The sequence below is a fragment of the Tenacibaculum adriaticum genome, assembly GCF_008124875.1.
Taxonomy (GTDB): domain Bacteria; phylum Bacteroidota; class Bacteroidia; order Flavobacteriales; family Flavobacteriaceae; genus Polaribacter; species Polaribacter adriaticus.
Genome location: NZ_VNIA01000002.1, coordinates 22,926 through 36,549, shown reverse-complemented (window position 1 = coordinate 36,549; position 13,624 = coordinate 22,926). Strand labels below are relative to the sequence as shown.

At 29.2% G+C, this 13,624-nt stretch carries 14 protein-coding genes; 8 read left to right on the top strand and 6 right to left on the bottom strand.

Annotated features, from left to right (window positions below; all coding sequences use genetic code 11):
• Nucleotides 1–13: 13 nt before the first annotated feature.
• On the bottom strand, nucleotides 14–1,441 hold the full coding sequence (locus C7447_RS05585; RefSeq protein ID WP_148869537.1) for an ATP-dependent DNA helicase: 1,428 nt from the start codon (nucleotides 1,439–1,441) through the stop codon (nucleotides 14–16).
• A 103-nt stretch (nucleotides 1,442–1,544) separates the two neighbouring features.
• On the opposite strand from C7447_RS05585, the gene C7447_RS05580 reads away from it, so the two are divergent.
• The 4 genes from C7447_RS05580 to C7447_RS05565 all read left to right on the top strand — a co-directional run bounded on the left by C7447_RS05580 (nucleotide 1,545) and on the right by C7447_RS05565 (nucleotide 4,466).
• Entirely contained in the window at nucleotides 1,545–2,279 is a 735-nt protein-coding gene (locus C7447_RS05580; protein ID WP_148869536.1) for a hypothetical protein, read from the top strand.
• Complete coding sequence (locus C7447_RS05575; protein WP_148869535.1) at nucleotides 2,263–3,084, top strand: DUF3822 family protein; 822 nt, start codon at nucleotides 2,263–2,265, stop codon at nucleotides 3,082–3,084. The genes C7447_RS05580 and C7447_RS05575 overlap by 17 nt, the downstream gene beginning before the upstream one ends.
• Nucleotides 3,084–3,623: an RsmD family RNA methyltransferase gene (locus C7447_RS05570; RefSeq protein ID WP_148869534.1), complete on the top strand. Its 540-nt coding sequence runs from the start codon at nucleotides 3,084–3,086 to the stop codon at nucleotides 3,621–3,623. Before C7447_RS05575 ends, C7447_RS05570 begins: the two co-directional genes overlap by 1 nt.
• A gap of 102 nt (nucleotides 3,624–3,725) precedes the next feature.
• Nucleotides 3,726–4,466, top strand: coding sequence for a sulfite exporter TauE/SafE family protein (locus C7447_RS05565; RefSeq protein WP_148869533.1), 741 nt, complete (start codon nucleotides 3,726–3,728; stop codon nucleotides 4,464–4,466).
• A 24-nt stretch (nucleotides 4,467–4,490) separates the two neighbouring features.
• Here the strand turns inward: C7447_RS05565 and C7447_RS05560 are convergent, their stop codons facing one another.
• From C7447_RS05560 to C7447_RS05540, 5 genes are all read right to left on the bottom strand, one after another.
• Nucleotides 4,491–5,444 carry an AAA family ATPase gene (locus C7447_RS05560; protein ID WP_148869532.1) on the bottom strand — a complete coding sequence of 318 codons (954 nt, stop codon included), beginning with the start codon at nucleotides 5,442–5,444 and terminating at the stop codon, nucleotides 4,491–4,493.
• Nucleotides 5,445–5,573: 129 nt separating this feature from the next.
• Nucleotides 5,574–6,950: a peptidylprolyl isomerase gene (locus C7447_RS05555; RefSeq protein ID WP_148869531.1), complete on the bottom strand. Its 1,377-nt coding sequence runs from the start codon at nucleotides 6,948–6,950 to the stop codon at nucleotides 5,574–5,576.
• On the bottom strand, nucleotides 6,916–7,776 hold the full coding sequence (locus C7447_RS05550) for a peptidylprolyl isomerase (protein ID WP_148869530.1): 861 nt from the start codon (nucleotides 7,774–7,776) through the stop codon (nucleotides 6,916–6,918). Before C7447_RS05550 ends, C7447_RS05555 begins: the two co-directional genes overlap by 35 nt.
• A gap of 2 nt (nucleotides 7,777–7,778) precedes the next feature.
• Nucleotides 7,779–9,371, bottom strand: a complete 1,593-nt coding sequence (locus C7447_RS05545) for a peptidylprolyl isomerase (RefSeq protein ID WP_148869529.1) — start codon at nucleotides 9,369–9,371, stop codon at nucleotides 7,779–7,781.
• Between the two features lie 5 nt (nucleotides 9,372–9,376).
• Complete coding sequence (locus C7447_RS05540; protein ID WP_148869528.1) at nucleotides 9,377–9,658, bottom strand: DUF493 family protein; 282 nt, start codon at nucleotides 9,656–9,658, stop codon at nucleotides 9,377–9,379.
• Between the two features lie 121 nt (nucleotides 9,659–9,779).
• Between C7447_RS05540 and C7447_RS05535 the strand changes: the two genes are divergently transcribed.
• The 4 genes from C7447_RS05535 to C7447_RS05525 all read left to right on the top strand — a co-directional run bounded on the left by C7447_RS05535 (nucleotide 9,780) and on the right by C7447_RS05525 (nucleotide 13,604).
• The gene (locus tag C7447_RS05535; protein WP_148869527.1) at nucleotides 9,780–10,310 is read left to right on the top strand and encodes an AAA family ATPase; all 531 of its coding nucleotides are present in this window, start codon (nucleotides 9,780–9,782) and stop codon (nucleotides 10,308–10,310) included.
• A 4-nt stretch (nucleotides 10,311–10,314) separates the two neighbouring features.
• A complete protein-coding gene (locus C7447_RS05530; RefSeq protein WP_211354899.1) occupies nucleotides 10,315–12,201 on the top strand; it encodes a RecQ family ATP-dependent DNA helicase in 1,887 nt (628 codons plus the stop codon).
• The gene (gene fmt, locus C7447_RS14895; protein ID WP_211354898.1) at nucleotides 12,202–13,146 is read left to right on the top strand and encodes a methionyl-tRNA formyltransferase; all 945 of its coding nucleotides are present in this window, start codon (nucleotides 12,202–12,204) and stop codon (nucleotides 13,144–13,146) included. It abuts the gene before it with no gap.
• A 185-nt stretch (nucleotides 13,147–13,331) separates the two neighbouring features.
• Nucleotides 13,332–13,604, top strand: coding sequence for an HU family DNA-binding protein (locus tag C7447_RS05525; RefSeq protein WP_148869526.1), 273 nt, complete (start codon nucleotides 13,332–13,334; stop codon nucleotides 13,602–13,604).
• The last annotated feature ends 20 nt before the right edge of the window (nucleotides 13,605–13,624 follow it).

Genomic DNA, 13,624 nt, shown 5'->3' with positions numbered 1-13,624 from the left:
TTTTAAGTACAATTTAATCAACAAAAGATTCGTCTTTAAATCCTAATAAATACAACTTTTCTTGCGCACGCGTAATAGCAGTGTACAACCAACGTAAATATTCTACACTCGATCCATCTGGCAAATAAGGTTGCTCTATAAAAACCGTTTTCCATTGCCCACCTTGAGATTTATGACAAGTCATTGCATAGGAGAATTTTACCTGTAGTGCATTAAAATATTTATTCTTTTTAATACTCATAAATTGCTTATACTTCGATTTTTCATCCGCAAAATCTTCTTTTACAGCTTCATATAATCGATTACTATCTTCATACGTTAACGCAGGTGTTTCACTGGTTAAAGTATCTAGTAACAAAACCGTTTCAAAGGGCTTCATATCTGGATAATCGATCATACGTACTTCAACTTCAGCAAACTTAAATCCGTACAAATCTTTAATAGCATTAATACGCATTACCTCACAAATATCTCCATTGGCAATAAAACCTGCAGAAGATGAATCTTTTAACCAGAAATAATTGTTCTTTACCACCATTACATAATCACCCGTAGAAATCTCGTTTTCTTGTCCGCGAATCTTCCCTCTTATCTGTTGATTGTATTGATTTGCTCTTTTATTTGAACGCACAATAATCGCTGTATCTTCTACTCCAATTTCACCATCATACGCAGAAGTAATTGCATTTTGTATATCATAACCGTCTTGCAAACGAACAATATCTGGATATTTTACATCAAACTTAAAATCTGGTATATCATTTTGAATTAGTAATCGCAAATCGGTTGCATTGGCTAAAATACCCGAACCTTCTTCTTGTCTAACAACTTCATCTAATTCGATTTCAGTAATATCCTTATTATAATGAAAAGAAAGTGTATCGGCTTCTAAAGCAGGACTCACATTCAATTTTACGGGTGGTAACTGGGCTGTATCTCCTATAAAAACAATTTTGCAATTTTTACCTGAATACACATAAGAAATTAAATCGTCTAATAAAGAACCATTTTCAAACAATTTTGCATTTTGAGTTTGATCTGAAATCATAGAGGCTTCATCAACAATAAAAATAGTATCGGTATGCTTATTAGGTTGCATTACAAAACTTACACCTCCATTTCCTTGTTTCTTCGGAAAATATATTTTTTTATGAATGGTAAATGCCTGTCTTTGTGAATACCCAGAAATAACTTTTGCTGCACGACCAGTAGGCGCTAATAAAACAGCTTTTTTACCTACTTTCCATAAATTATGAACTACAGTACTAATAATAGTCGTTTTACCGGTACCTGCATATCCTTTTAATAAAAATAAGGCCTGATTATTGTTATCAAAAATAAACCGAGTAAGCTCATTCAATAACTCATTTTGTTTTTGGGTGGGTTCGTATGGAAATTTTTGAAGTATTTCCTTATAAAATTCTGAGGCGGTTTTCAACATTTTTCAAAGTAAGCATCAAAGATAAGTGTATTTATAAATATTTGTTTTCATCATTGAAAAAAAATTGTAGATTTGCGAGTATCATACATTAAAAACTATAAAAATGAATTTATTATTAATGATTTTAGCAGCTGTTGTAGTTGCAGTTCTTTTAGCTTATTTAATCGTTAAGTTTATACCATTAAAAATGAGATGGTTAATCTCTATATTATTATTAGCGGCTACAGCTTATTTAGCATATTTAATTTATGGCGGTATTATGGAGCCAATAAATTTTAACAAAGACAAAAAAGTACGCTATGCTAAAGTTATTGAAAATTTAAAGTTGATTCGTGATGCTGAAATAAAATATCACCAAGCAAAAGGAGTATATACAAAAAATAAAAGCGCTTTAATTAGCTTTATTGAAAACGATTCATTAGCAATTACTCAAACTAATAATGTTGATAAAGTAATTCAAATTGGTGGTGGTTTAACAAAAACTATCTCAGTAAGAAAGGTTGACACAACTGGTTTTGAGCCTGCAATGAAATATTTTGAAGGTAAAAACTTTGAAGATATGTTTAAAGTACCTGGTACTGATAAAGAATTTACAATTGAAACAGGACAAGTAGAAAAAGTTGCTGGTTTAATGGTACCTGTTTTTCAAGCTAAAGTTGATAAAGAATCTATTTTAACAGGAATGAATAAATCTTTGGTTAAACAAGAATTAGAAGCTGTAGAAAGTGACCAAATTAAAGGAGCATTTGTATCTGTTGGTTCGTTAGAAGAAGTAACTACGGGTGGTAACTGGCCTCCATCTTACGATAAAGCTGACGCAGTTGCTAAGAAAGAATAAACATACAAGCGTACAATCGCAACATAAAAGTCTATCCATCCAATTTAGTTTGGATGGATTTTCTTTTTGTATTTCAGATATTCCTTCAAAAGAACCCATTTCTTTTACAGAATATTCTTTTGATGTTTCTATGCCTACTCCTGAATTATTACTAAATGAAATATTAGTAATATTTGCTCAGGATAAAGATCTTCAGCAAGACTTTGATGAAATAAGTGTTATCCATCAAAATAATCTTTCTACTATTGTTCCTGATGATTTTTTTGACGAAACTCAATTAAAATCATATTTAAACTACAACATTAAAACATTAGTAAACGATCATATTGTATATGATGAATTACAAAATATTGAAGCTAAAAATATTTATATTCCTTTTGTAAACATTAATAATTATTTGTTTCAAAATTTTGGCGAGTTTGAGTTTAAACATCATTCTTCTATTTTAATTGATAAGTTACTTCAATATTCCAGAGATGAAATAAATAAACATTTTTTTGTTCATGTCTATCATAAGAATATTGATATTGTTATTACCCAAGGAAACAAATTAATATTTTATAATTCTTTCCCCTTTAACTCTAAAGAAGACTTTATTTATTATATTTTGTTTGTGGCCGAACAATTGGAAATGAATCCAGATGAATTTACACTTACTTTTTTAGGAGCTATCGAAGAAGAATCTGATTTTCATAAAATTACCTACGACTACATTCGTAATATTACCTTTATAAATACATCATCTGATTTTTTTAATAATTCCGATGATTTTTCTAAACATTCAAATTATATACTAGTTTCGTAATGCGTATCATCTCAGGAAAACATAAAAGCAGAAAAATAACTGCACCAAAAAACTTACCTGTTCGTCCAACAACAGACTTAGCAAAAGAATCATTATTTAATATTTTAAATAACTCTTTTTATTTTGATGCCATTTCAGTATTAGATTTATTTGCAGGTACCGGAAACATAAGTTATGAATTTGCTTCTCGTGGCACAGAAACTATTCATGCGGTAGATGCAAACTTCGGATGTATAAAATTTATCAATCAAACTGCAAAAGATCTTGATTTAAACATTAATACATTTAAAAGTGATGTCTATAAATTTTTAGAAAAAACACCTTTAAAAAATGATATTATTTTTGCAGATCCACCATATGATTTTGAAGAAAGTCAGTTTTTAAAAATTGCTGATTTAGTTTTTGAAAGAAATCTTTTAAACGAAGAAGGAATTTTAATTATTGAACACTCAAAGCACACCAATTTAACTTCACATCCTAATTACAGCTATGATAAACGCTATGGAGGGAATGTATTCAGTTTTTTTGAAACTAAATAACTCCCTTCCCCTTATTTTATCGTTATTTTTAGGCTAATTTAATTCACTTAAAAAAAATTATTATACCAAAAGCAATAGATATACCTTAAAACGAATCTAATTTTGAAAATCAATTATTTCTTTTTACTCTTAGCCTTACTCGCTGAAATTATAGGAACTATAGGCGGGTTTGGTTCCTCAGTGTTTTTTGTACCTCTTGGTAGTTTTTACTTCAATTTTTACTCTGTATTAGGATTAACAGCCATTTTTCATTTATCTAGCAATTTGAGTAAAATATTTCTCTTTAAAAAAGGATTAGACAAGAAACTATTATTACAAATAGGTTTACCGTCGGTTTTATTTGTAATAATAGGTGGTTTTCTTTCTAAAATTATTCAATCAAATTTGTTAGAAATCACATTAGGTTTATTTCTTGTTATTTTAAGTATTTTATTCCTTTACAAGAAAAATTTAATCATAAAACCCAATAGAAACAATGCTGTAACAGGTGGAGTATTATCTGGTTTTTCGGCAGGCTTATTAGGAACAGGTGGAGCAATCAGAGGTTTAACTATGGCGGCTTTTAACTTAGAAAAAAGTGTCTTTATTGCTACCTCCGCTTTCATTGATTTTTCAATCGATTTTACAAGAACCTTTGTTTATTATAAAAATGGCTACATCGGTAAAACAGAACTAACATACCTTCCTTTTTTAATAGTTATAGGTTTTATTGGAACATACATCGGAAAAAAAATATTACATTATATTCCTCAAGAAAAGTTTAAACAACTTTCATTAATTTTAATTTTATTAATTGGTATTGTAACAATTATAAAAGTTAGTATCAATTACTATAATGTTTAAAACATTCTTATAAGTAAAAACTAATTAAAACAAGGAAGTAATGATTTCTTTTATAGAAATATTTTCTGCCTCTGCCTTGTAATTCTTAACAATTCTATGAGATAAAATTGGTACAGTAACTGCTTGAACATCCTCTATATCTGGTGAAAATTTTCCTTTAACAGCAGCATATGCTTTCGCAGCAAGAATTAAATTTTGAGAAGCACGAGGCCCTGCACCCCAATCAATATATTTTTTTACTAAATCGGCTGCTTGTTCAGAATTAGGTCTTGTTTTACCAACTAACTTAACTGCGTATTCTACAACATTGTCAGCTACAGGGATTTTACGAATCAATTTTTGAACTTCAATAATTTCTTCTGCAGAAAATAAAGAAGTTACTGTTTGTTGGGTGATTGATGTTGTATTTTTTACTACTTCTACTTCTTCTTCAAACGTTGGGTATTCTAAATTAATTGAAAACATAAAACGATCTAACTGCGCTTCTGGCAACGGATAGGTTCCTTCTTGTTCTATTGGGTTTTGTGTTGCTAATACAAAAAAAGGTAAATCTAGTTTATAATGATGCCCCGATACGGTAACCGAACGTTCTTGCATTGCTTCTAATAAAGCTGCTTGCGTTTTTGGTGGTGTACGATTAATTTCATCTGCAAGAATAATATTAGAGAAAATTGGTCCTTTTATAAATTTAAAGTGTCTATTTTCATCTAAAATCTCACTTCCTAAAATATCCGATGGCATTAAATCTGGAGTAAACTGGATTCTTTTAAAATTAAGACCTAAAGCACTTGAAATCGTATTTACTAATAATGTTTTTGCCAAACCTGGCACTCCTATTAACAAAGAATGCCCTCCACAAAAAATAGATAATAATGTAAAATTTACTGCTTCTTTCTGACCGATAATTACTTTTCCTATTTCTTGTTGTAATTGTGAATATTTTTGAACGAGATTATTAACCGCAGTAACGTCTGACATAGTTTAGTACAATTTAAATTTTGGGCTTTAGAATTTCTTCCTAAGAACGAAATCTTTTTAGCTAAAATAGTAATATTATTACAATAAAAAATCCCGCCAATGCGGGATTTTTTATTTATTTAACTAAGATTATTTATCTTCTTTTTTCCAGTCTGCTTTAAAAGCACACTTCTTATAATCTTCTCCCAACTTAATATAAGTTTCTTGTATTTTATCTTTAGACCATTTTATAATCGTCTCTTCTTTCTTTTTAATTAATGCTAATTGTTGAACTTTAACATAATCTTCAACTAAGTCCGCAGTATGAGTATTGGTTCTATTCTTCATTAATATAACCTTATACATCTTCTCTCCTTCTCTAGTTTCATCATAAAAAATATCAGATAAATCACCCGTTTGTAATTCGTTAATTCTACCGTATAAAGCAGGATCCATTCTTGTTAAATCTAATGTAGATTCTCCTGTATATGGATTGATAATCAATCCACCATTATTCTTTGTATCCTTATCTTCAGAATATTTTTTAACTGCTTCTTCAAAGGTAATTTTATTTTCTGAAATTTCTTTGGTTAACTTCTCTAATTCTTCTTTTGTTTTCTTCAGTTTTTCATCAGTAATTTCAGGTTGTAACAAGATGTGTGATACTTCACGACCATTACCTTTTATTTTATGAAGTAAAATAATATGGTATCCAAAATCTGTTTCAAAAGGTTCGGAAATCTGTCCTTCATCTAAGGAGAAAGCAACCTCTTTAAATTCTTTAATAAATCCACTATTTTTATTTAAAACCCCCATGTTTCCTCCATTTTGAGCCACTGATGAATCATCTGAGTTAATAATCGCTTTTAATTTAAAGCTAGCTCCTTCTTCTACTTCTTTTTTAATCTCTGAAAGCTTGTTTATAATTCTTTCTTTTTCTTCTGGAGTAGATTCAGCATGTAAAACAATTTGTGCTAATTCTACCTCAGCAGGAAACTCTGGTAATTCGTTTTTATCTTTTAATCCATTATAATACAAACGTACTTCTTCTGGAGTAATATCTACTTTCTCTGTAATTTTAGCTTCTTCCTTTTCTCTAAGTAAATTTTCTTTTTGCACCCTACTTAGCTCTTTCTTTAAATCTTCAATATCATTAAACCCATAAGCAGCTACAACTTTATCTGTGCTACCATATTCTTGAGTAAAATACTGAATACTTCTGTTTACTTTTGAATCAACTTCTGCTTGTGTAACCGTTACACTATCAACTACTGCATGATGTGCTAATAACTTTTGCTGCATTAATTCCTCTAACATTTCACAGTCAGAAACCTTAACTTTTCCTTCGCTACGTAATTCTATTTCTTGTTTAAATTTATCGATATCAGAATCTAATACAATATTTTTACCTACTACTACTGCTACACCATCTATCTTTATTTGTTGTGCGTTTACTGTAAAAATTGCACCTAATAATAAGGTTGATAAAAGACTAATATTCTTTAAAGTTATTGTTTTTAATTGCATCGTTAATTAACGTTTTTTCTATCTCTCTAATTAATTCTAACTTCCGTTTATGTAAAATGAGTTGTTTTATGTTACTTTCTATATAACTTAAAGGCGCTATATCATTTCTCTTTAAAACTTCTTTTACAGCGACCAAATATACTCCTAAACTATCTTCTTTTTGTATGAATTTTGATATTTTTAACAGTTTTTCTTTAGGTTCTGCTCTAAATGGAGGTATTTTTTTTAAAACATCATCATAAGTAATCCATGTGGAATCTCTTAAATGATAATCTTTAAAATTAATGGTTAAATTCTCTAAATCTTCTAAATCTTCTTCTTTAACAGATTTAAATTTTTTAATCGCTTCTTTTTTATCCAGAAAATCTTTTCCGAAATAAATAAACTTAATTTGCAGAAGCTCTTCATTTAACTTAAAGTTTTCTTTATTTTGATTATAGTAATTTACGACTTCATCTTCAGTTACAATAGTATCTAATTGTTGTTTTACCAATCGCTCTTTATAACCATTTATATATAAGCTCTCACGGTATTTTTTAACTAAAACATCAATTTCATTACTGTTTACTTCTGATATATTTTCTTCTGCTTTTTGTAATAACAACTGTTGTTTTGCCCAAGAATTGATATAACTTTTTACCAAAACGGTACTGTCTTGTTTAGATATTCCATACGGAATAATATTATTTATATCAGATTTATATAAATTTACTTCTCCTACCGACGCTATAACAGGTTCTTCATGCGTATCCTTTTTCGTCTGAACAGTTAAATATTCACACGAAACAAAAAGTAGCACAGAAACACCTAAAATTATTTTCTTCAAAATTATTGATTATATATTTTTTTAAATTTTTTAAGTACTTTTTTTCTGATTTTCACAACATTATTTTTTCTTAATTCTTTTATCCAATTATTATCTAAATCCTTTTGGTAATCATTAGTTACTTCTCCTTTTATTGTATTTAAAGAAGCTTCTTTATAATTATTTTTATGAGTTTCAAAGTATTTTTTTAACCCTAATGTGTCGGTTACTGACTTATTCCATATTTTTTGTTGCATTAAATCAAACAACAACAAACCATCTTTATATTCTTGAAGTGTGTATTTAAAATCAGTACTTGTCTTTTCTAAATTTTCTTTAAAATAATTAAGGATTTCTTGATCTAAAAATTCTTTGTACAATTGCTTAATTGGTGTTCTCTTTCTATATTTTGAAAATGCATTAAAATCTTTTACAGCTAACTTCTTTTCATTTATGGTTACCAAATCAACTTGATCGTTAAATAAATCCTTTCCTTTCAAAATGTTAGTTAAAACTTCTTCATTTTCTTTTATAGAATATTCTTTCTTTAATCGATTTACTACAACATCGGTAGAAAAAGTACCTCGTCCACTACTCTTAACTTTTCTTATTAATTCTTCTTTAACATCATCAAAAGGAAGAACAGGATAATTTTTTATTAATTTTACAATATGCCAACCATATCGAGTTCTAAAAGGTTTGCTATAGTCTCCTTCGTTTTGTAATTGTAAAACTTCATTTTCAAATGGTTCTACCATACTTCCAGTTCCAAACTTTGCTAACCTTCCTCCTTTATTTGAAGTTCCTTTATCATCCGAAAATAACTTTACTACTTCTTCAAAAGATTTTCCTTTTTCTAATTGTTGATAAGCAGAATCAATTTTTACCTTACCTATTATAGATTTATCAGTCGCTAAAATATGAGCAACTTCAAATTCTCCTTTCGATTTTCTTTTAGCTGTTACTTTTAAGATATGATATCCGAAACGTGTTTTAAAAGGTTTTGAAACTTGTCCTAATTCAGTTTTGTATGCAGCCTCTTCAAAAGGGTATACCATTTTAAATGCAGAGAAAAAACCTAAATCTCCCCCATTAATTTTTGCAGACGGATCTTCTGAAACTTCTTTAGCTACTTTTCCAAAGTCTTCTCCATTTAGTATACGCATACGAGCATCCTCTAGTTTAGTAAGCATTTCAATAGTATCTAATTTGTCTTTCTTTTTAGGGAAAAGAATCAAAATATGACTTGCTCTTACTTCTTCTTTTGTTCTTTTGTAAGCTTCCTGTATTTGCTTTTTTTGAAAATTTTTGTCTTGTAAATACGGAGCAATTAATTGCTCTTTATACATTTTTAATTCTCTTTGATAGGTTTTAGAAGTATCTAAGCGCAAAGTATATGCTTCTTGAACTTTTAACTTATAATTAATATATAGTTCTAAATTTTTATCAATATTTTTAGCCTCATCATCAACTAAATCGAGATTTTTCTCATAAACTCTTTTAAATTCAGAAACTGAAACTGGTTCTCCGTTTAACGAAAATAAAATATCCTTTTCTTGTGCAAAATTAGATACACTTATAAACAATAATAAAATTGTTACCTTTAATTTTTTCATGTAATTTATAGTGAAATTATTCCTTTAATTTTTTCGGCTTGTTGGTAGTATTCAATCACTTCATCTGCACTTTTAACTTTTAAACGAACAGAAACACTGACATATTTTCCTGTTTTTGACTTTTTAGTATTAATAATTGCACCACCTTTATTAAATAAATCCTGTACTTCTTCCGCCTGATTTTCATCTGAAGGAACAATAAACTTATATAAATAATCGGCTGGAAACTTCGTAGTGTCTTCTAACTGTGCTTTTAATTTGATATAAAATGCTTCTCTATCTAACATAATCTTCTTTAATATTCTAATTCTGATGTCTAAAATAATCAGAAACTGTGCCTAAAAATGAATGGAAGACAAAATTACACTATTTATTATATTTATAAATTGAAACTTTTATTTTTGCAGCATGCAACAAAAAATTGTTTTTATTGGTGGACCTGGAACAGGTAAATCTACTGTACTTAGCGAATTTCAAAAATTGGGCCATACGTGTATGCCTGAAATTTCTAGAGAAGTTACGCTACAAGCCCAAAAAGATGGTATCGATCAACTATTTTTAACACACCCCTTATTGTTTAGCGAAAAACTGCTATTGGGTAGGGAAAAGCAATATCTAGATGCTGAAAAAATGAACACAGACCTTATCTTTTTTGATCGTGGTATACCAAGCGTTCATGCTTACATGCGTTATTTTAATACAGAATTTCCTTCTATTTTTCTTGAAAAAAGTAGATTTTATAAATATACCAAGATCTTTCAATTTTTACCTTGGAAAGAAATTTATACTTCAGATAATGAACGATACGAAACCTTCGAACAATCTGTTGAAATTAGTCATCATTTAAATCATGCATACACTGAGTTGGGTTACCATATTATTCAAGTTCCTTTTGGAGCAATAGATGAACGATGTGATTTTATTTTGAACTCGTTGTAAAACGATGTTAACTCCACAAAACATACTAAAAACATATTGGGGTTTTAATTCATTTAAAGAACCTCAAGAAGAAATAATTTCTTCTGTTTTACAAGGCAATAATGTTATCGCTTTGTTACCAACCGGTGGAGGAAAATCTATTTGCTTTCAAATACCAGCTCTTCTAAAAGAGGGGGTTTGTATAGTTATATCACCCTTAATTGCTTTAATGCAAGATCAGGTTACAAACCTTACAAACAAAGATATTAAAGCCATGACGATTCCTTCTGGAAGTTCTCAGGATGAAATGATTACCTTGTTTGATAATTTACGTTTTGGAAACTATAAATTTTTATACCTATCGCCAGAAAGGTTACAATCTAAATTTATTCAAGATAAAATTAGTCAACTCAACGTTTCTTTAATTGCTATTGATGAAGCACATTGTATTTCTGAATGGGGGCATGATTTTCGTCCGTCTTACCAACAAATAAGCATTTTAAAAGAATTACAACCTAAGGTTAATATTATTGCTTTAACCGCAACAGCTACACCCAAAGTGGTTACCGATATCGCTAACTATTTAAAATTAGATGATGTTACTGTCTTTAAAAAATTGTTTAGTAGAGAGAACTTAGCCTACCAAATTTATTTTACAGAAGATAAACTATATAAACTCAAACAAATTTTTACCAAAACAAAAGCTCCTGCAATTGTTTATGTAAATACCCGCAATAAAACCAAAGAAATTAGTACTTACTTAAACGCTAACGGATTTAAAAGTGGTTTTTACCACGGTGGTTTATCATCCATAGAAAAAAAAATAGCTTTTGACGATTGGATGAATGAGAAAACTCCTATTATCGTTGCTACGAATGCTTTTGGTATGGGAATAGATAAGCCAAATGTGCGTGTAGTTATTCACTTAAATTTACCAAGTTCTATTGAAAACTATATACAAGAAGCTGGTCGTGGTGGTAGAGACGGAAATAAAGCTTTCTCGGTCGTTTTAACCAATAACGGAGATATTGCAACTACTAGAGAAATTCAACAAAAATCGCTTCCCGATATAGAGGAAATTAAGCAAATTCATAAAAAACTATATCAACATTTTCAAATTGCCAAAGGAGAACTCATTGAGGAGGGCTTTGACTTTAATTTTTTAGCGTTTTGTAATAAGTATAATTTTATTCCTAGTAAAACATTTAACGGACTTCAAATTTTACACAGTAACGGAATCATTCAACTTAATAATGATTTCCATCAAAAATCTACTATTCAATTTCTAGTAAATAGCGCGCAAATTTTGCGTTATGCAAATAAATATCCTACCAAAAAAACATTTCTCAATTCCTTATTAAGAATGTATGGTGGCTTGTTCGAACAAGCTGTAAAAATTGATGAGTTTTACCTTGCTAAAAAAGCTGGAATAACCTCTTGGACAGTTATTGAAATTTTGGAAAAATTACAAGAAGATAATTTAATTGAGTACCATAAAGCTACCAATAATTCAGAATTGTACTTTTTACATCCTAGAGAAGATGATAAAACCATCAATAGAATTTCTAAGAATATAGACGTGTATTTAAAACTGAAATATCAAAAAACAGAAGAATTAATCCGTTTTATAGAAAATAATGATGTTTGTAGAAGTGTTCAACTTTTAAACTACTTCGGAGAAAAATCACCAAAAAAATGCGGTATTTGTGATGTATGTTTACAGAAAAAATCAACCGTTAAAAATATTAGTTCAGAAATTATAGAACTTTTACAAGATAAATCAGCACTTTCTTCAAAAGAAATCTATGAACAATTATCCTTTAAAGAAGCAGACATTTTAATAAATTTGCGCAACTTACTTTCCGAAGAAAAAATCGGATTGAGTAATTACAATAAATATTTTTTGAGATAGATGAAAGATTTACGTATCGTTTTTATGGGAACTCCAGATTTCGCAGTTACCATTTTAAAACACTTAGTTGAGAATGATTATAATGTTGTTGGTGTAATTACTGCAGTTGATAAACCTGCTGGTCGCGGACGTAAGCTTCATCAATCAGCTGTAAAAGAATATGCTTTATCTCAAAACTTGCCTATTCTACAGCCAAAAAACTTAAAGAACGAAGATTTTCTTGCTGATTTAAAAAAATGGAACGCCGATTTACAAATTATAGTGGCTTTTAGAATGTTACCAAAATTAGTTTGGGCAATGCCTAAATATGGTACTTTTAATTTACACGCTTCCCTCCTGCCAGAATATCGTGGTGCTGCTCCAATTAACTGGGCAATAATTAACGGAGAAACAAAAACAGGTGTAACCACATTTTTTATTGATGATAAAATTGATACAGGTGAAATCATTCTTCAAAAAGAAATAGAAGTAAAAGAAGATGAAATTGTTGGCGAGCTACATGACAAATTAATGTATTTGGGAGCTGGTTTAGTTTCTCAAACTATCGATTTAATCGAAAAAGGAAATGTAAAGACTACTAAACAACCCGATTTAGAAGAAAAGTCAGCTCCAAAATTATATCCTCATAACTGTAAAATAGATTGGTCTAAGTCATTAAATGACATTTACAATCATATCCGTGGTTTAAATCCATATCCAGCAGCATGGACGAATATTAATAATGATGATGATGAAATTTCTGCTAAAATTTACGGAGTTTCAAAAGAATTTGAAAATCATCATTTAGAACCTGGAAAAATCATAACTAGTAAAAAAGAGTTAAAAGTCGCTGTTAAAGATGGTTACCTTGTTATAAATGAAATTAAACTTTCTGGTAAGAAAAAGATGGATGCTGCAAGTTTATTAAACGGATTTCAATTTAGTGAAAACGCAAAAGCGCTGTAGCCCTTTATTTACGTGCTTTTATTTATTTTAAAGAGATTTTAAAGACGGTTATTAACAAAAAACACCTATTTATTAACAAAATCGTTATTTTTTCAGGTCAAAACTTGCGCAATATCCCATTAAATCTATATTTGTTAAGCTATTTAGCAAAAAATATTAATTAATTTTTAAAATCTATTAAAATTATGAACAAGTCAGATTTAATCGACGCAATGGCTGCTGACGCAGGAATCTCTAAAGCTGCAGCTAAAGCTGCTTTAGATTCATTAACTTCTAATGTAACTAAATCTTTAAAGAAAGGTGATAAAGTTGCTTTAGTAGGATGGGGAACTTGGTCAGTATCAAACAGAGCTGCAAGAACTGGTAGAAACCCTCAAACTGGTAAAGAAATTAAAATTGCTGCTAAAAACGTTGTTAAGTTTAAAGCAGGTGCTGGTTTAAGTGACTCAGTAAACTAAGAATTACCTACTAAATAATA